This window comes from Agreia sp. (assembly GCF_964263775.1).
Classification (GTDB): Bacteria; Actinomycetota; Actinomycetes; order Actinomycetales; family Microbacteriaceae; genus Agreia.
Window position 1 is genome coordinate 14,137 of sequence record NZ_CAXVWM010000175.1, and the last position, 16,340, is coordinate 30,476.

Annotated in this window: 19 protein-coding genes; 2 read left to right on the plus strand and 17 right to left on the minus strand. The window is 64.6% G+C overall.

All coding sequences use genetic code 11. The features are described from left to right. Positions 1-2 precede the first annotated feature (2 nt). The 9 genes from pheS to infC all read right to left on the minus strand — a co-directional run bounded on the left by pheS (position 3) and on the right by infC (position 6,798). Entirely contained in the window at positions 3-1,043 is a 1,041-nt protein-coding gene (gene pheS / locus ACE5CZ_RS12575; protein WP_374947672.1) for a phenylalanine--tRNA ligase subunit alpha, read from the minus strand. A 30-nt stretch (positions 1,044-1,073) separates the two neighbouring features. Continuing rightward, positions 1,074-1,982, minus strand: a complete 909-nt coding sequence (locus ACE5CZ_RS12580) for an amino acid ABC transporter permease (protein ID WP_374947673.1) — start codon at positions 1,980-1,982, stop codon at positions 1,074-1,076. Next, positions 1,979-2,626, minus strand: a complete 648-nt coding sequence (locus ACE5CZ_RS12585) for an amino acid ABC transporter permease (protein ID WP_374947732.1) — start codon at positions 2,624-2,626, stop codon at positions 1,979-1,981. Before ACE5CZ_RS12585 ends, ACE5CZ_RS12580 begins: the two co-directional genes overlap by 4 nt. A 125-nt stretch (positions 2,627-2,751) precedes the next feature. Continuing rightward, positions 2,752-3,618, minus strand: a complete 867-nt coding sequence (locus ACE5CZ_RS12590) for a transporter substrate-binding domain-containing protein (RefSeq protein WP_374947674.1) — start codon at positions 3,616-3,618, stop codon at positions 2,752-2,754. A gap of 112 nt (positions 3,619-3,730) precedes the next feature. Beyond that, positions 3,731-4,546, minus strand: coding sequence for an amino acid ABC transporter ATP-binding protein (locus ACE5CZ_RS12595; protein WP_374947675.1), 816 nt, complete (start codon positions 4,544-4,546; stop codon positions 3,731-3,733). A gap of 99 nt (positions 4,547-4,645) precedes the next feature. Beyond that, positions 4,646-5,455, minus strand: a complete 810-nt coding sequence (locus tag ACE5CZ_RS12600; RefSeq protein WP_374947676.1) for a TrmH family RNA methyltransferase — start codon at positions 5,453-5,455, stop codon at positions 4,646-4,648. Positions 5,456-5,500: 45 nt separating this feature from the next. Further along, positions 5,501-5,887, minus strand: coding sequence for a 50S ribosomal protein L20 (rplT, locus tag ACE5CZ_RS12605; protein ID WP_374947677.1), 387 nt, complete (start codon positions 5,885-5,887; stop codon positions 5,501-5,503). A 34-nt stretch (positions 5,888-5,921) separates the two neighbouring features. Continuing rightward, positions 5,922-6,116, minus strand: a complete 195-nt coding sequence (gene rpmI / locus ACE5CZ_RS12610; RefSeq protein WP_044443028.1) for a 50S ribosomal protein L35 — start codon at positions 6,114-6,116, stop codon at positions 5,922-5,924. Between the two features lie 37 nt (positions 6,117-6,153). After that, positions 6,154-6,798 carry a translation initiation factor IF-3 gene (gene infC / locus ACE5CZ_RS12615; protein WP_374947733.1) on the minus strand — a complete coding sequence of 215 codons (645 nt, stop codon included), beginning with the start codon at positions 6,796-6,798 and terminating at the stop codon, positions 6,154-6,156. 344 nt (positions 6,799-7,142) lie between these two features. Here infC and ACE5CZ_RS12620 point away from each other — a divergent pair, with 344 nt between their 5' ends. After that, entirely contained in the window at positions 7,143-7,490 is a 348-nt protein-coding gene (locus ACE5CZ_RS12620) for a DUF1844 domain-containing protein (protein WP_374947678.1), read from the plus strand. Between the two features lie 10 nt (positions 7,491-7,500). Here ACE5CZ_RS12620 and ACE5CZ_RS12625 read toward each other — a convergent pair whose 3' ends face one another. From ACE5CZ_RS12625 to ACE5CZ_RS12650, 6 genes are all read right to left on the minus strand, one after another. Continuing rightward, the gene (locus tag ACE5CZ_RS12625) at positions 7,501-8,334 is read right to left on the minus strand and encodes an SseB family protein (RefSeq protein WP_374947679.1); all 834 of its coding nucleotides are present in this window, start codon (positions 8,332-8,334) and stop codon (positions 7,501-7,503) included. Continuing rightward, positions 8,285-9,034 (minus strand): bifunctional 1-(5-phosphoribosyl)-5-((5-phosphoribosylamino)methylideneamino)imidazole-4-carboxamide isomerase/phosphoribosylanthranilate isomerase PriA, encoded by a 750-nt coding sequence (gene priA, locus ACE5CZ_RS12630; protein ID WP_374947680.1) that lies wholly within the window; start codon positions 9,032-9,034, stop codon positions 8,285-8,287. Before priA ends, ACE5CZ_RS12625 begins: the two co-directional genes overlap by 50 nt. A gap of 88 nt (positions 9,035-9,122) precedes the next feature. Further along, positions 9,123-9,755, minus strand: coding sequence for an imidazole glycerol phosphate synthase subunit HisH (gene hisH / locus ACE5CZ_RS12635; protein WP_374947681.1), 633 nt, complete (start codon positions 9,753-9,755; stop codon positions 9,123-9,125). Continuing rightward, on the minus strand, positions 9,752-10,360 hold the full coding sequence (gene hisB / locus ACE5CZ_RS12640) for an imidazoleglycerol-phosphate dehydratase HisB (protein WP_374947682.1): 609 nt from the start codon (positions 10,358-10,360) through the stop codon (positions 9,752-9,754). Before hisB ends, hisH begins: the two co-directional genes overlap by 4 nt. Before the next feature lie 62 nt (positions 10,361-10,422). After that, positions 10,423-11,496 (minus strand): histidinol-phosphate transaminase, encoded by a 1,074-nt coding sequence (locus ACE5CZ_RS12645; protein WP_374947683.1) that lies wholly within the window; start codon positions 11,494-11,496, stop codon positions 10,423-10,425. Positions 11,497-11,537: 41 nt separating this feature from the next. Further along, on the minus strand, positions 11,538-11,885 hold the full coding sequence (locus tag ACE5CZ_RS12650; RefSeq protein WP_374947684.1) for a LysM peptidoglycan-binding domain-containing protein: 348 nt from the start codon (positions 11,883-11,885) through the stop codon (positions 11,538-11,540). 304 nt (positions 11,886-12,189) lie between these two features. Between ACE5CZ_RS12650 and lexA the strand changes: the two genes are divergently transcribed. Then, entirely contained in the window at positions 12,190-12,870 is a 681-nt protein-coding gene (gene lexA, locus ACE5CZ_RS12655; protein ID WP_374947685.1) for a transcriptional repressor LexA, read from the plus strand. Positions 12,871-12,934: 64 nt separating this feature from the next. On the opposite strand, the gene metE is transcribed toward lexA, so the two are convergent. Beyond that, on the minus strand, positions 12,935-15,259 hold the full coding sequence (metE, locus tag ACE5CZ_RS12660; RefSeq protein WP_374947686.1) for a 5-methyltetrahydropteroyltriglutamate--homocysteine S-methyltransferase: 2,325 nt from the start codon (positions 15,257-15,259) through the stop codon (positions 12,935-12,937). Next, positions 15,256-16,257, minus strand: coding sequence for a methylenetetrahydrofolate reductase (locus tag ACE5CZ_RS12665; protein ID WP_374947687.1), 1,002 nt, complete (start codon positions 16,255-16,257; stop codon positions 15,256-15,258). The genes metE and ACE5CZ_RS12665 overlap by 4 nt, the downstream gene beginning before the upstream one ends. Positions 16,258-16,340: the final 83 nt, after the last annotated feature.

Genomic DNA, 16,340 nt, shown 5'->3' on the forward strand with positions numbered 1-16,340 from the left:
GGTTAGACCACCATTCCGAATTGCTGGCTGAAGCGGATATCGCCCTCGACCATGTCGCGCATGTCATTGAGGTCGTTGCGGAACTGAAGCGTGCGCTCGATACCCATGCCGAAGGCGAAGCCCTGGTACTTTTCGGGATCGATGCCGGCCGACAGGAGCACGTTCGGGTTGACCATTCCGCATCCGCCCCACTCGACCCACCGCGCTCCGCCCTTGGCGTTGGGCTGCCACACATCCATCTCGGCGCTCGGCTCGGTGAACGGAAAGTAATTGGGGCGAAGGCGGATCTTGGCTTCCTCGCCGAACATCGCCCGCGCGAAGTGCTCCAGGGTTCCGCGCAGGTGCGCCATCGTCAGGCCCGTGTCGATCGCGATGCCCTCGACCTGCATGAAGACGGGCGTGTGCGTGGCGTCGAGTTCGTCGGTGCGATAGACCCGGCCCGGAGCGATGACGTAGACGGGCAGCTCGCGTGACAGGAGCGATCGAACCTGCACCGGTGACGTGTGCGTGCGCAGAAGCAGGTGGGACTCGACGGGCTCGATGAAGAAGGTGTCCTGCATGGCGCGGGCGGGGTGATCCGGGGCGAAGTTGAGGGCGTCGAAGTTGAACCACTCGCTTTCGAGCTCGGGGCCCTCGGCGACCTCCCATCCCATTCCCACGAAGATGTCGGCGACGCTTTCCTGCAGAAGAGAAAGCGGATGCCGGGCGCCCACACGGGCGCGCGTCGGCAGGGCCGTCACGTCGACGAATTCGCTCTCGAGTCGGGCCTCTTCTTCTCGCGCCACGATCTGCGTCTCGCGCTCGGAGAGGGCCTGCGCGACTCGGCCACGGGCCTGCCCCATCAACTTGCCGGCCGCGGCCTTGGCTTCTTTGGGCACGTCGCGGAGCGTGGCGTTCAGGCGCGACAGGGCCGACGCCTCCCCCACGTGCGCGCTGCGCGCGGCCTTCAGGGCGGTCGAATCGTCGGCAGCTGCGATGGCGGCCAGGGCGACCTCGACGGCTGCGGCGACGGATTCGTCGGATATCACTATGGGGTCAGACACGAGTCACAAGTTTAGCGACCCGTGACGGCGCTACTCGGTCGTGCGGTTCTCGGGGTTGGTGTTCAGCGTTGCCGACACTGCGATGGACGCCGTCGGGGTGATCTGGTCCTTCGGCAGGAGCGTACCCGGGCTGCGCCTGCGGGCAAGTCGTCGGGCCAACGCGCTGAGCGAGAGGTTGATCGCCAGGTAGATCACCAACGTGACGAGGAACAACGAGAAGAGGTACTTGCTGCCATAGAAAGCGGCGAGATTGTTCATCGTCGTTCTGATGAGCTCGTTGTAACCGACGATATAGCCAAGGCTGGTGTCCTTGAGAAGCACGACGAGTTGAGCGACGATGACCGGAAGCATCTGACGGAACGCCTGAGGGAACTCGATGTAGGTTTTCGTCTGTAGAAGAGTCATTCCCAGGCTCAGCCCGGCTTCCTTCTGCCCCCGAGGAAGCGATGCCAGTCCGGCTCGAAGCGCCTCTCCGATGATGGCGCCGTTGTAGACACCCAGACCGAGCACGACGGCCCAATATGTTCCGGACGAGGAGGCGAGCAAGATGAACAGCATCAGGAGCAGAACGGGCATGCCCCGGAAGAATTCGAGCACCACGGTAGTCGGCACCCGCACCCATGCGGAGTTCGACGTGCGGAGCGTTGCGAACACGATTCCGATCGCCACCGCAAGAACGGCGGCGACAGCTGCGGCCTGGAGGGTACCCAGAACGCCCTTGCCGATGAACTGCCAGACATCGGCGTCCATGAAGATGTCCCAGCGTGACGGATCGAAGAAGCCGGGCAGAGTGAGGCCCGACGACTGGCGCGGTGCGGCAAGAGTGAGGACGACCCACGCGAGGCCGGCCGCGATAATCACGAGAGCGACTATCGACAGGATGAGCGACCGACGACGGGTCTTCGGGCCAGGAGTGTCGAACAGCACAGATGCACTCATCGAGCCACCACCCACTTCTTTTCGAGGCGTCCCGAAAGGATACCGAGGGGAATCGTGATGACGAGGTAGAAGAACGCAACGCCCAGAAGCACCGCGATCACGGCGTTGCCATTTGCGTTGGCGAGACCCTTGCCCACCGTGAAGAGTTCTGCGACAAAGAATCCGCCGGCCACGGAGGTGTTCTTGCTCAATGCCACGAACACATTGACCAATGGCGGGATCACCATTCGGAATGCCTGCGGGAAGATCACCAGCGTGACGGACTGCCCGAACCCCATGCCGAGGCTTCGGGCGGCCTCCGCCTGGCCGACCGGAACACCGTTGATTCCGGATCGGAGCGCCTCCGCGATGAAAGGCGACGTGTAGAGGGTGAGGCCGATGCACGCGGCCACGAAGTAAGGAAGGGTTGATCCGAGGTACGGGAGGATGATCGCGCAGAAGAACAGCACGAGAGTGAGTGGCGTGTTCCGCAGCATCTCGGTGTAGAACGCGGCGAATCCGTTGAGCGCGGGTATCGGAGCGATGCGCATGGCGGCGACGATCGTTCCTATGATGAGCGCCGCGGTTCCCGAGATCAGCAAAAGGGACAGGGTCAGCCCGAACCCGCCGAAGTAGGCGGGCAGGTTGTCGATCACAGCATCCACGAAATCGCTCACCTCATTTCTTGTGTTTTGGTACTGGTGTTGGTGGAGGTCGTCCTTCGGGCCTGGATGGTTCAGCCGATCGTCCAGCTGGGCCATCCAGGCCCGTCAAGCGGTTCTGAAAAGACCTAGTAGCGGTCGACGGCGGGCGGCTCGACGAACTCGAGCACGGTTCCGGCCGTGTCGTCCCAAGCCTTCTCGTAGCTACCGTCTTCGTAGGACTCCTCGAGCACGTCGTTAATCCAGTCGCGGAATTCCGTGTCGTCGAGAGCGAGCCCAATTCCGTAGGGTTCCTCAGTGAACGGCTTGCCCACAACCTTGAACTGGCCCTCATTCTGGGCGGCAAGGCCCGCGAGAATCACATTGTCTGTGCTTACGGCGACAACCGCGCCGCTCTTGAGCGGCTCGAGGCAATTCGTGTACGTGTCAGTCAGCAGGGGCTCAGCGCCGAGCTCCGCCAGCTTGGCCGCCGGCGTCGAACCCGTCACGGAGCAAACCGGCTGGCCCACGAGGTCGTCCTCGGATTTGATGTCGTCGTTGTCGGCCGTCACGAGGATGGACTGTCCGGCCATGTAGTACGGGCCCGCGAAAGAAATTACCTCTTTGCGCTTGTCATTGATCGTGTACGTCGCGACGACGATATCGACCTCGCCGTTCTGGATGAACGGCTCGCGGTTGGCGGAAACGGATTCTTTCCAGACGATCTTGTCTTCAGAGATTCCGAGCTTCGCCGCAATGATCTTCGCGATCTCGACGTCGAATCCGACGGGCGATCCGTCGGGGCCGACAAGGCCGAACAGCGGCTGGTCGAACTTCGTGCCGATGGTGATCGTGCCGGCCTCGGCGAGCTTCTCCATGGTCGAGCCCGCCGCGAAGGTGGGGGCCGGTTCGGGCGTGGAGCCCGCGTCGGCGCTGTCGCTCGAACCGGCGCAACCGGCGAGGGCGATCATGGATGCCGCGGCAAGGGCCACGAGGGATAGGGTTTTGCGCTTCATAGGGGTGGATGCCTCTCTACTGTGCTGATTGGTACTGCGGTGGAACTGGCCCAGGGTTGGTGGACCGTGATGGAGATCTGGGACGGAAGCCCGTCTTACCGGTTCTGTGAACTCAGTGATCGAGGATCTTCGACAGGAAGTCTTTGGCCCGCTCGGTCTGCGGATTCGTGAAGAAAGTCTCTGGTGTCGCCTCTTCTTCGATCTTTCCCGACGCCATGAACAGCACCCGGTCGGCCGCCTTGCGCGCGAAGCCCATCTCGTGAGTGACGACGACCATGGTCATTCCGTCTTTGGCGAGTCCGACCATGACGTCGAGCACCTCGTTGATCATTTCGGGGTCGAGCGCACTCGTCGGCTCGTCCATGAGGATCAGCTTCGGCTGCATCGTGAGAGACCGTGCGATGGCCACGCGCTGCTGCTGTCCGCCCGAGAGCTGGGCTGGCATCTTGTTGGCCTGGTTCGCGATGCCGACGCGGTCGAGCATCTCCATGCCACGCGCCTCGGCCGCCTTCTTCGACAGCTTGCGCACTTTGATGGGCGCGAGCGTGACGTTCTCGAGGATCGTCTTGTGGGCGAAGAGATTGAAGGACTGGAAGACCATGCCCACGTCGGCACGGAGGTCGGCCAGGGCCTTGCCCTCCTCGGGCAAGACCTTGCCGTCGATCGTGATGCTTCCCGAGTCGACCGTCTCGAGCCTGTTGATCGCCCGGCAGAAGGTGGATTTTCCCGATCCACTCGGCCCGATGACCACGACGACTTCGCCGCGGTTAACGGTCGTGTTGATGTTGTTGAGCACGTGCAGGTCGCCATAGTGCTTGTTCACATCGGTGAGAACAACGAGGGGCTCGCCGCGGCGAACCGAGATGTTCGACGTCGCCGGACCGGCCACCGCGTCGTTGACAGGGGCATCGGTGTTGGTTGAGTCCATGACCCCCACCGTAGGGGACAACATGTTACCTGCGTGTGTCGGACGGCCGACGGTTACCCAACCGTGATCGCGTCGGGACCGCCTACTCGCGCGTCGAATTCACTCGCTGCGCTGTGCGAACGCGCTTTCGTAGAGACATACCGAGGCGGCGGTCGCAAGGTTCATCGACTCAGCCTGGCCGTAGATGGGAACCGAGATGGCGTGGTCGGCGAGGGCCAGGTCTTCGTCGGCCAGACCCCGGGCCTCGTTGCCGAAGAGCCACGCCGTCGGGGCGTTGAGCACCCCCGAGTTGCGGGCGGTCAGCATGTCGTCGCCCTTGATGTCGGCCGCCAGAATCTGGACGCCCGCTTCCGTGGCGCGGGCGCGCACGTCGGCGAGGCTCGCTTCGACGGCCACGGGAAGGTGGAACAGGGAGCCGGTGGTCGAACGCACGACCTTGGGGTTGTACAGGTCGACGCTGCGACCCGTGAGGATCACGGCATCGGCCCCGGCCGAATCTGCGGCGCGGATGATGGTTCCCGCGTTGCCCGGGTCGCGCACCTCCTCGAGGATGGCGATGAGCCGCGGCGATGAGCCGAAGATGTCTTTCAACGCCGTGGGGAACTGGCGACAGACGGCGACGAAGCCCTGCGGGGTGACCGTGTCGGCCATGGCCTGAAGCACCGTCTCTGTAACGAACTCGACCTCGATTTCGGCCCGTTCGGCGGCGTCGGCGATATCTGCGTAGCGATCGAGGGCGAACGGCGTCGCGAACAGGTCGACGACGAGGTCGGGCGCGAAGGTCAGCGCCTCGGAAACGGCTTGTGGCCCCTCCAAGAGAAAGAGCCCGGTCTCAGACCGGGCTCCTTTCTTGGCGAGTTTTGCCACTGCCCGAACCCGCGGCGACCGCGGGTTGTCCAGGAGGGACATGCGACCCCTTTCGGGTCAGGGAACGTGGATGCTCCCGACAGCTTATTAGGCTGCGGTCCTCGGTGCCGACGTGTCGGCGGGGAGGGCGGCACGAGCACTCTCGACGAGCGCCGCGAAGGTGGCGGGCTCGTGAACGGCGAGGTCTGCCAGGATGCGGCGATCGACCTCGATGCCCGCAAGGCCCAGGCCTTGGATCAGACGGTTGTACGTGAGGCCGTTCGAGCGCGATGCGGCGTTGATTCGCTGGATCCACAGGCGACGGAAGTCACCCTTGCGGGCACGACGGTCGCGGTACGAGTAGACGAGCGAGTGGGTGACCTGCTCTTTGGCCTTGCGGTAGAGGCGCGAACGCTGTCCGCGGTAGCCGCTGGCGCGCTCGAGGATGACCCGACGCTTCTTGTGGGCGTTGACGGCCCTCTTTACTCTTGCCATTTCCTAAATTCCTTATTCCGTGTGGAGTCGGCGACTACAGGCCGAGAAGCTTCTTGATGACCTTCGAGTCGGCGGGAGCCAACACCTGGTCCTGGTTCAGGCGAGCCTTGCGCTTGGCCGACTTGACCTCGAGGTTGTGGCGCATTCCGGCCTGCTGCTTCATGAGCTTGCCGGTGCCGGTGACCTTGAAACGCTTCTTCGACCCGGAATGGGTCTTCATCTTGGGCATTGATATCTCCTTGGGACGTGCTCGGTATGTGGGGGTGCTACTTCGTCTCGGCAGCGTCTGCCGTGACGGTGTCGGGTGTCGCCGGCGACGAAACCTCGGGAGCCTCGTCGCCCGTAGCGTGACGGGACTTCGATGCGGCCCGCTGGGCATTCGCTTCGGCCTTCGCCTCGGACTTGTTCTTCAGCGGCCCGATGACCATGACCATATTGCGGCCGTCGATCGTGGGGGTCGACTCGACCGTGCCGAACTCGGACACGTCTTCGGCGAAGCGCTGGAGGAGTCGAACACCCTGATCGGGGCGTGACTGCTCACGGCCACGGAACAGGATCATCGCCTTCACCTTGTCGCCCGCCTTCAGGAATCCTTCGGCGCGCTTGCGCTTGGTCTCGTAGTCGTGCACGTCGATCTTCAGGCGGAATCGAACCTCTTTGAGAATCGTGTTCGCCTGGTTGCGACGGGCTTCCTTGGCCTTCTGCGCAGCTTCGTACTTGAACTTGCCGTAATCCATGATCTTGGCAACGGGCGGCTTGCTGTTCGGGGCCACCTCAACCAGATCGAGGTCTGCCTCCTGGGCAAGCTTGAGTGCGACGTCGATGCTGACGACGCCGACCTGCTCACCGGCCGGTCCGACGAGGCGGACCTCGGGAACCCGGATACGGTCGTTGGTACGGGGATCGCTGATGCGTTACTCCTTCAATCGCTGGTGCGGCGCTCACAGACGACAGAACGTCTGGGCACCGGGCTCGGCAGCGCGATCATAGGTGAGCACGCAGCCACGAACCATGAGTAATCTGCGCGCGATCTTCGGCGGAAGCCGTTTCTGCGCACCACACCCTGCCTACTCTGAATCGGTGTTCTGATTCGGAGCGGAGTGCAATCTACCCGGTGACCTGGTGAAGCGGTGTGCGGGTGGGAGATTCTCCACTTTTCGTACTGGGGGCAGACATGTCCCCAGAGCCGTGAAGATACTAGCAGAGGTTCGGGCTTCGGCATAGTCGAGAGGCACGCGCGACTTAGACTCGCCACATGAGCTTTGCATACGACGACTCGGCATCTTCTGCCACACGCGACATCTCAGAGGTGCCCGCGGTCGAACTGATCACCACGACCGCTGTGCACCTGATGAGCGCAGCCGCGATCAAGACCGGACTGGCGGACGATCCGGAGAACCAGATCGACCTCGACGAGGCACGCAAGCTCATCATCGCGTTGGCCGGCCTGGTCACGAGCGCCTCGCCCGAGATCGGCGACCAGCACGCCCGCAGCCTTCGCGACGGACTGCGTTCCTTGCAGCTCGCGTTCCGCGAGGCGTCGTCGATTCCGGATGCCGTCGGCCAGGGCCCCGGAGAGAAGCTCACCGGCCCGGTCAACTGACCCGGTCGACTCAGTGGGCCTCGGTCAGCCGCACGGCCAGCGAGTCGACACCGACGGCGATGACCTCGTTCTGCTGCCAACGCCGTTGTAGTGCGGCGAGCAGATCGTCGAGTTCGACGCGCGTCAGGTCGGGCACGAGTTCCAGCTCGACGACGACCTGTGGGCCCGACAGCCGAGCATCCGGATCGCCGTCGGCAAGCCGCAGCGCACGTATCGTGCGCTGTTGCGCGATCGAGCGATCGAATTCGGCGACGATCTCGGGGTCGGCCGACGGATGGGTCCAACCCGCTCCCTCGGCGATCGCCCGGATCATCGGCCGACGGAACACGAACTCGGTGAGGCTCGTGGCATCGAGCACCATGAGCGGGGTGTCCTCGCCCGCAGCGGCGAGAGCAGCACGGCGAGCGGATGCCGGTATCGGCCGTGCCACGGGATTCCACGCCGCCATGGCCTCGGTCGAGGTGAAGACCGGGAGCACCCGTCGCCCGTCGGGCGCGCTCACGGTGACCAGAGACAGCTCCTGCGTCTTGTCGAATCGGCGACCATGATCATCCACCGCGGTCTCACCCGCGTGCGCGACGAGAGGCACGAGCAGACGCGCATCGCGCACGGCATCGAGCACGTCCTCCTGCGCGAGCTCGGCGGCGCGGAACCGGCGCAGTGCTTCGAGGAGCCGCGCCGGGGCCTCACCCGAGTCACCGGCGAAGATATTCGCGTCGAACGATCGATCCGCCCACGGCCGGCCAGCAGAGTCGGCCGCACGAGGATCGTGCTGCGAATGGCCGCCGGGATGCTCAGTCAGACGCCACGTCCAGTGCCTCGGAGAGCGTGAACGCCCCTGCATACAGAGCGCGACCCACGATGGCCCCCTCGAGTCCCAGCGAAACGAGGGTACGGAGTTCTGCGATGTCGTCGAGGCTCGAGATGCCTCCGGATGCGACGACGGGGCGCTCGGTTCGCTGCATGACCTGCTTCAACAGTTCGACATTCGGCCCCTTGAGGGTGCCGTCCTTCGTGACATCGGTCACGACGTAGCGCGCGCAGCCCGCATCCTCGAGCCGGGCGAGAACCTCCCAGAGGTCTCCGCCGTCTTCGGTCCATCCCCGGGCCGCGAGAGTGGTGCCTCGCACGTCGAGTCCGACAGCGATGGCCTCGCCGTAGCTCGCGATGACGCTGGCAGCCCATTCGGGGTTCTCCAGCGCGGCCGTGCCGAGATTGATGCGCTTCGCGCCGGTGGAGAGGGCCGTCTCGAGGCTGCGGTCGTCGCGAATGCCTCCGGAGAGCTCGACGTTGACGCCCTGCGCGGCGTGGATGACACGCTTGATGACGTGGAGGTTGTCGCCACGACCGAAGGCCGCGTCGAGATCGACGAGGTGGATCCACTCGGCGCCCTGGCTGATCCAGTCGTTCGCGGCATCGACCGGGTCGCCGTGATTCGTCTCGGTTCCCTCCTTGCCCTGTGTGAGCCTGACGGCCATGCCGGATGCGACGTCGACAGCCGGCAGCAGCGTGAGGGCGGGGGTCTTGATACTGAACTCGCTCATGGCGTCCTTCTGGATTCTGTCGGGCGCACGTGCGGACACCCCGTGCGATCTTAACGATTGTGCTCGGCCCGACGAAATCGTCGTCGGGTCAGAGCGACGCGATCCAGTTGCGAAGCAGGCGCAGGCCTGCCTCTCCCGACTTCTCCGGGTGAAACTGCGTTGCCGACAGCGGGCCGTTCTCGACGGCGGCAATGAATGGGCCGTCATGATCTGACCACGTGACCCGAGGCGCGGGCAGAGGCGACTGGGGCGGCAGCAGCCACTGCTGCGCGGCGTTGGAGTGCACGAAGTAGAAGCGCTCGTCCCGAACTCCGTCGAAAAGCACCGATTCGTCGGGCGCGTCGACGACATTCCATCCCATGTGCGGAAGGATGTCGGCCGGCAGCTGCTCCACAGCGCCCGGCCACTCGCCGAGGCCCTCGGTGTCGATGCCTCTCTCGACGCCGCGGTCGAACATGACCTGCATGCCGACGCAGATGCCGAGAACAGGGCGACCGCCCGCCAATCGACGGTCGATCAACTCGTCACCCCGCACGCGTCGAAGCTGTTGCATCACGGCAGAGAACGCGCCGACGCCGGGCACAAACAGCCCGTCCGCTTCCATGACCCGCGCTCGGTCTCGCGTCAGCTCGACCCGGGCGCCGGCGCGCTCAAGCGCCTTGGCGGCCGAGTGGATGTTGCCACTGCCGTAGTCGAGGACGACAACCGATTTGGCCGTCACAGAGCACCCTTGGTCGAAGGAATGCCCGAAACAAGAGGATCGATCGCCTTCGCCTGGCGGAATGCTCGGGCGAACGCCTTGAACTCCGCCTCGGCTATGTGGTGCGGGTCGCGACCCGCCAGCACCGTGACGTGCACCGTCATTCCCGAGTGAAACGTGATCGCCTCAAAAACGTGTCGTACCAGAGAGCCGGTGAAGTGCCCACCGATGAGGTGGAACGCGAAGCCGTCGGGCTCTCCCCCGTGAACCAGGAACGGGCGTCCGGAGACGTCGACGACAGCCTGGACGAGCGCCTCGTCGAGTGGAACCAGCGCGTCGCCGAACCGGGAGATGCCGGACTTGTCGCCGAGTGCCTGCTTGATTGCCGTGCCCAGAACAATGCCGATGTCTTCGACGGTGTGATGCACATCGATCTCGACGTCACCGGTCGCCGTGACAGTCAGGTCGGTCAGCGAGTGCTTGGAGAAGGCCGTGAGCATGTGATCGAAGAACGGCACCCCTGTCGAGATGGAACTCTCGCCCGTGCCATCGAGGTCGAGGGTGAGGTCGATGCTGGATTCGCTGGTCGCACGCTGAAGACTGGCTGTGCGGGAAGGGGTGTCCATGACTCCAGTTTACCGATGCCGAGGCAACGGGTGCGGCGTCTGGGCCGTGGAACACCCCGGGGTCAGGTCAGTGCGGACATCGCGTCGAGGAACGCGGAGGTCTCGGCCCGGGTGCCCGCGCTCACCCGCAGGTGACCGGGTATGCCGAGGTCGCGGATGATGATTCCCTGCTCGAGGAGCGTTTCGAACACCGCCGCCGGATCGTCGACTCCGCCGAAGAGAACGAAGTTCGACCAGGTGGGCCACGGGTGATAGCCGAGCTCGGTGAGCCGGTCGACGATGCGATCACGCTGCTGTGCGATGTCATCGACCATGGAGAGCATCGCCGTGGAGTGTTCGAGTGCCGCCACGGCCGCGGCCTGCGTGAGCGACGACAGGTGATACGGAAGCCGGACGAGCCGAAGCGCATCGGCAACGGATGGATCTGCGGCCAGGTAGCCGAGCCGGGCTCCTGCGAAGGCGAACGCCTTGCTCATCGTTCGCGAGACGATCAAGCGTGAACGCCCGGGAAGGAGAGTGAGGGCCGATAAAGCGCCCGCCGGCGCGAACTCGGCATACGCCTCGTCGACGATCACTATCTTGTCGGTGGCGTCGTAGGCGGCCTGGATGGTCTCGAGTGACAATGGCGTGCCGGTCGGATTGTTCGGCGAGCAGAAGATCACGATATCGGGATCGTGTGCTCGAATCGCCTCGACAGCTGTGCGCGGCGAAATCTCGAAGTCGGCGTCACGCTCCGCAGCGACCCAGGTGGTGCCGGTGCCTGAGGCGATGATGGAGTGCATGGAGTAGGTCGGCGGAAAGCCGAGAATCGACCGGCCGGGCCCGCCGAACGCCTGCATGATCTGCTGCAGGATCTCGTTCGATCCGTTGGCTGCCCACAGGTTGTCTCGGGTCAATCCGTGGCCGAGGTACCCCGCGAGGCTGTCTCGGAGCGTCGAGAACTCACGATCGGGGTAGCGGTTGATCGTGAGGATCGCACGCGCAAGCGACTCGATGATGTCGCGAGCAACCGGCTCGGGAATCGCGTGCGTGTTCTCGTTGACGTTCAATTCGATGCGAACATGCTTCTGCGGGGCGCCATACGGAGACTTGCCCCGGAGATCGTCGCGGATGGGAAGGTCGTCGAGAGAAGTCACATGACGATTTTAGTGCGTGAGCCCGTAGCTCCGGAGGCGGGTCAGTATCGGCCGGGAACGGCAAGCCTCTGGCCTGGCTGCACATCGGCGGAGGGCAGCTGGTTCAGGTTGACGATGTCGGCGATGACGTCGCGCGGGTCGGCTGAGGGAGCGATCTCTTCGGCCAACCCCCACAGTGTCTCGCCCGCCTGAACCGTGACGTAGTCGAACGTCTCGACAGCCGCGGAGGCCCCGGAACCGCCCGCGACCGCGCTGTTTGCACCGAACAAGGCGAGCGCCACCACGCCCGCGACCAGAGGAAGCGACACCAGGGATGCCAAGACGACACGACCGCGGTGCGTGATGCGCAAACGGACGGCGTGTGATGCGGGAGCGGGTAGAGCGGTCATGCCAACCTCCAGGAGAAATTCGTATCCGGCGCTCGGCCGGGAGCACCGGATACGAAGCTGTGTTCCGAATATAGCTTCGAATTTTCGATTGATCAAGTTCACGTATGACAAAAAGTCGCGACACACTCGAACATGTGTTTTGTTTGCATCGTGAGTTGGATACAGTTTCGAGTGTCGGATGAAGTGCATCACGAGCCACCGACAGTGCATCACCAGCCACCGACAGTGCGTTACAAGCCACCCACAACGGATCGTCGTCGGCTCGAGACCATCGCCGAAAATCAGAAGCCGGAAAGCAGGAGACATGACCACGGAACGTGGAACGAGACGACGCAAGAGTCTCTCGGAGAAGCAGTTGGCCATCCTCGGGGTCGTCCAAAGGTCTGTGAGTCAGCGCGGCTATCCGCCGAGCATGCGCGAGATCGGAGACGCGGTCGGTCTGGCATCGCTTTCGAGCGTCACTCATCAGCTCAATCAGCTCGAGCTGAGCGGCTATCTGAGGCGTGACCCGAATCGTCCCCGAGCCATGGAGATTTTAATCGACATCCCGACGCCCGAGGGATCGGCGGAGGCGACCGAGACGTCGGAGACGTCGGCACCCATGGGCGACGCGGCCCTCGTTCCTCTGGTCGGTCGAATCGCGGCGGGAATTCCGATCACTGCCGAGCAGCAGGTCGAAGAAGTCTTCCCCCTTCCCCGCCAACTCGTCGGCGGTGGCGACCTCTTCATGCTGAAGGTCGTCGGAGAATCCATGATCGACGCAGCGATCTGCGACGGCGACTTCGTGGTGGTGCGGTCTCAGCAGACCGCCGAGAACGGCGATATCGTGGCGGCCATGCTCGACGGCGAGGCGACGGTGAAGGTGTTCCGGCAGCGAGACGGGCACACATGGCTCCTCCCTCGCAACTCGAACTTCGAACCGATCGTCGGGGACCACGCTCAGGTGCTCGGCAAGGTCGTGTCTGTGTTGCGCTCGGTTCGCTGAGCTGAGGGTACAGCAGAAGGGCCCCGGAAGACCTACTTCCGGGGCCCTTCTCGTGCGTTTCACATCAGGCGGACGCGCCCACCCGCGCCCGCACAGCACGTGTCGCTTCGAGGATGTTCTCGAGCGACGCGACGGTCTCGTCGTATCCGCGCGTCTTGAGGCCGCAGTCCGGGTTGATCCACACCTGGCGCTCCGGAATGCCGTCGAGGGCGAGCTCGATGAGCTCAGTCACTTCGGCGACACTGGGAACCCGAGGCGAATGGATGTCGTAGACCCCCGGTCCGACTCCGTGGTCGAATCCGCTCGTCGCGATGTCCTCCACGACCTCCATCTTCGACCGAGCGGCTTCGATGCTGGTCACATCGGCATCGAGGTTGCGGATCGCATCGATCACCACACCGAACTCCGAATAACAGAGGTGGGTGTGGATCTGCGTCTCGATCGCCACTCCCGCGGTGGCCAGGGTGAAGGATCCCACCGACCAGTCGAGATAGTCCGGGTGATCCGCCTTCTTCAGGGGCAGCAGTTCGCGCAGCGCGGGCTCGTCGACCTGCACGATCTTGATGCCTGCGGCCTCGAGGTCGACGATCTCATCCCGCAGGGCCAGGGCCACCTGTCGCGCCGTCTCGCCCAAGGGCTGGTCGTCCCGCACGAAAGACCAGGCCAGGATCGTGACCGGTCCGGTCAGCATGCCCTTCACCGGCTTCTCGGTCAGGGACTGCGTGTACGTCGACCAGTCGACAGTGATCGGAGCGGGCCGCGCGACATCGCCCCACAGGATCGACGGACGCGTGCACCGGCTGCCATACGACTGCACCCACCCGTTCTCCGTGACGTCGAAGCCGTCGAGGTTCTCGGCGAAGTACTGCACCATGTCGTTGCGTTCGGGCTCGCCATGCACAAGCACGTCGAGCCCGATCGACTCCTGCAACTCGACGACTCGACGGATTTCCGAGCGCATGGCCTCTGTGTATTCGTCGGCTCCGAGGCGGCCGGATGTGAACTGGGCGCGCGCACGTCGGATGTCGCCGGTCTGTGGAAAGGACCCGATCGTGGTCGTGGGCAAAAACGGGAGGCCGAGGGCGGCTTCCTGAGCGGCCTGACGTTTCGCGTAGCTTTCGCGGCGGAAGTCGGCGGGCTTCAGTGCGGACTCTCGCGCACGCACGGCGCCGTCCCGTACTCCGGGTGCGGCGAGCCGGTCGGCAAGGGCCGCGGATGCCTCGTCCAGTTCTAGGCGGATCGTCTCCCGTCCCTCGACCAGGCCGCGAGCGAGTACCGAGATCTGTTCGACCTTCTGGTCGGCGAACGCCAACCACGACACGAGCGACGGGCTGAGCTTCGTCTCGTCGTGAACATCGTGGGGCGTGTGGAACAGCGATGTCGAGCTCGACACAGACACGGAGAACCCGAGCGGACGCAGTGCCTCCAGCTTGTCGAACGCGGCCTCGAGGTCTCCCCGCCAGATGTTGTGTCCGTCGATCACGCCGCCCACGAGAATCTTGTCGGTGAGTCCGGGCACAGCGTGCGGCAATGCTCCCCGAACGAGGTCGAGACCGATGGCCTCGACCGGGCTCGCGGCCAGCACGGGCAGTGCATCGTCGAGGCTGTTGTACGCGGCCGAGACGAACAGCTGCGGACGCGGTCCATCTGCGAGTCGCGCATAGGCGTCGGCGACTCCCTGCAGAACGCGATCGCGCGGCACCTCGATACTCTCAGAGACCAGCCCCGACTCGTCGAGCTGCACCCACTCCGCCCCCGCCTCGGCGAGGCGGGACAGCAGTTCGGCGTAGACCGGCAGCAGGTCATCGAGGCGATCGAACGGGATGAAGTTCTGCTCCGACCCCTCCGCCGGCTTGGAGAGCAGAAGGAAGGTGACCGGGCCGACAATGACGGGGCGGGTGAGGTAGCCCGCGTTCTTCGCCTCGACGAACTCGCGTACGATTCGGTCACTGGCGAGACGGAAGGCAGTATCGACACCGATCTCGGGAACGAGATAGTGGTAGTTCGAGTCGAACCACTTGGTCATCTCGAGCGGAGCGTCGTCGCCCTCGCCGCGAGCGATCGTGAAGTATCCCGCCAGGTCGAGGAACCCGTTCGTATCGACGAGCCGCTCGAAACGCGTCGGGATGGCACCGACCGCGACCGCGGCATCCAGAACCTGGTCGTAGTACGAGAAACTCTCGGGTATCGACGAATCGCCTCGACCGAGACCGAGGCCGACCAGGCGATCGCGCGTGGCAGCGCGCAGCGACGCCGCCGTCTGCTCGAGCTCGTCGGCGCCGATGGTGCCGGACCAGAAGGCCTCGACCGCACGCTTGAGTTCGCGACGGCGGCCGATACGCGGATAGCCGAGGATCGTGCCTGTGGGGAAGGGGGTCGATGTCGTCATGCTGACTCCTTGATGGGGTGGTGGGATGGACGTGAAGTGAGCAGTCCGCAGCCGTCGAGGACGGCAAGCACTGCGTCGTATCTGTTGAAGGTGTAGAGGTGCAGGCCGGGTGCGCCGCCGTCGATGACAGCGGCCGCGAGGCGGCTCGCATGCTCGACGCCGCGCGCGAATCGCTGCGCCGGGGAGTCGGCCGTCTCGAGAGCAGCGAGCAGGTCGAGGGGCAGCCGTTCGCCCGAGAGCTCGATGGTGCGGTGAAGCCTCGACGGGGTCGTCACCGGCATGATCCCCGGGAGGATCGGCATCGTGACGCCGGCCGTTCTGGCGCGGTCCACGAACGACAGGTAGTCGTCAGCGCGGAAGAAGAGCTGGGTTATTGCGAGGTCGGCCCCGGCCGCCTCCTTGGCGAGGAGGGCATCGACGTCTTGCGTGAACGACCTCGAGCGCGGGTGACCGCCGGGAAACGCGGCTACGGACACGCGGACCTTGTTACGGCCCTTCTTGACAGCCGTCGCCCACGGTCGCCCGGGCAGCTCCACCTCGGTGTAGGGAACGCGTTCCGCCTGCACGCGATGGATGAGTTGAACCAGCTCACCCGCGCTGGCGAGGTCTCCGAGCGCGACCTGCTGCTCATCGACGCCCGCGGGTGGGTCGCCGCGCAGAGCGAGGAAGCTCGTGATGCCGGCATCGAGAAACTCCCGGATCAACCGGTTCGCTTCTGCGTGCGACGATCCGACACACGTCAGATGCGCCATCGGATCGACGTTCGTGTGCGTTTTGATGTGTCGAAGAAGCGCCAGCGACGAGCTGCGCGACGAGCCGTTCGCGCCGTAGGTCACCGAGATGAAGTCGGGCCCGGATGCGGCGAGCCTGGTGATAACGTCGGGCAGGGCGAGACCGGCCTCGGGGGTTCGTGGCGGATACAGCTCGAACGAGAAGGGCGTCGCGGTGGATGCGGCGCGCGCACGATCGCCGGCGAGCTGTGGTGCGGGGTTCGACATACTGCCTCCTCTCGATCAGTAGCTGACCGAGGAGAGGGAGGGTACGAGGAGAACACGGCAGCCGTCGGGCGCCGCGGTCCGCT

What these genes read in the sequence shown, in the direction of transcription:
- priA (WP_374947680.1), bottom strand. Translation starts at nt 9,034, where the DNA reads ATGAGCGAGTTCAGTATCAAGACCCCCGCCCTCACGCTGCTGCCGGCT.
- ACE5CZ_RS12650 (WP_374947684.1), bottom strand. Translation starts at nt 11,885, where the DNA reads ATGACCGCTCTACCCGCTCCCGCATCACACGCCGTCCGTTTGCGCATC.
- rplT (WP_374947677.1), bottom strand. Translation starts at nt 5,887, where the DNA reads ATGGCAAGAGTAAAGAGGGCCGTCAACGCCCACAAGAAGCGTCGGGTC.
- ACE5CZ_RS12590 (WP_374947674.1), bottom strand. Translation starts at nt 3,618, where the DNA reads ATGAAGCGCAAAACCCTATCCCTCGTGGCCCTTGCCGCGGCATCCATG.
- ACE5CZ_RS12625 (WP_374947679.1), bottom strand. Translation starts at nt 8,334, where the DNA reads ATGCAGGGGCGTTCACGCTCTCCGAGGCACTGGACGTGGCGTCTGACT.
- ACE5CZ_RS12600 (WP_374947676.1), bottom strand. Translation starts at nt 5,455, where the DNA reads ATGTCCCTCCTGGACAACCCGCGGTCGCCGCGGGTTCGGGCAGTGGCA.
- metE (WP_374947686.1), bottom strand. Translation starts at nt 15,259, where the DNA reads ATGACGACATCGACCCCCTTCCCCACAGGCACGATCCTCGGCTATCCG.
- rpmI (WP_044443028.1), bottom strand. Translation starts at nt 6,116, where the DNA reads ATGCCCAAGATGAAGACCCATTCCGGGTCGAAGAAGCGTTTCAAGGTC.
- ACE5CZ_RS12620 (WP_374947678.1), top strand. Translation starts at nt 7,143, where the DNA reads ATGAGCTTTGCATACGACGACTCGGCATCTTCTGCCACACGCGACATC.
- lexA (WP_374947685.1), top strand. Translation starts at nt 12,190, where the DNA reads ATGACCACGGAACGTGGAACGAGACGACGCAAGAGTCTCTCGGAGAAG.
- ACE5CZ_RS12665 (WP_374947687.1), bottom strand. Translation starts at nt 16,257, where the DNA reads ATGTCGAACCCCGCACCACAGCTCGCCGGCGATCGTGCGCGCGCCGCA.
- hisB (WP_374947682.1), bottom strand. Translation starts at nt 10,360, where the DNA reads ATGGACACCCCTTCCCGCACAGCCAGTCTTCAGCGTGCGACCAGCGAA.
- ACE5CZ_RS12595 (WP_374947675.1), bottom strand. Translation starts at nt 4,546, where the DNA reads ATGGACTCAACCAACACCGATGCCCCTGTCAACGACGCGGTGGCCGGT.
- ACE5CZ_RS12580 (WP_374947673.1), bottom strand. Translation starts at nt 1,982, where the DNA reads ATGAGTGCATCTGTGCTGTTCGACACTCCTGGCCCGAAGACCCGTCGT.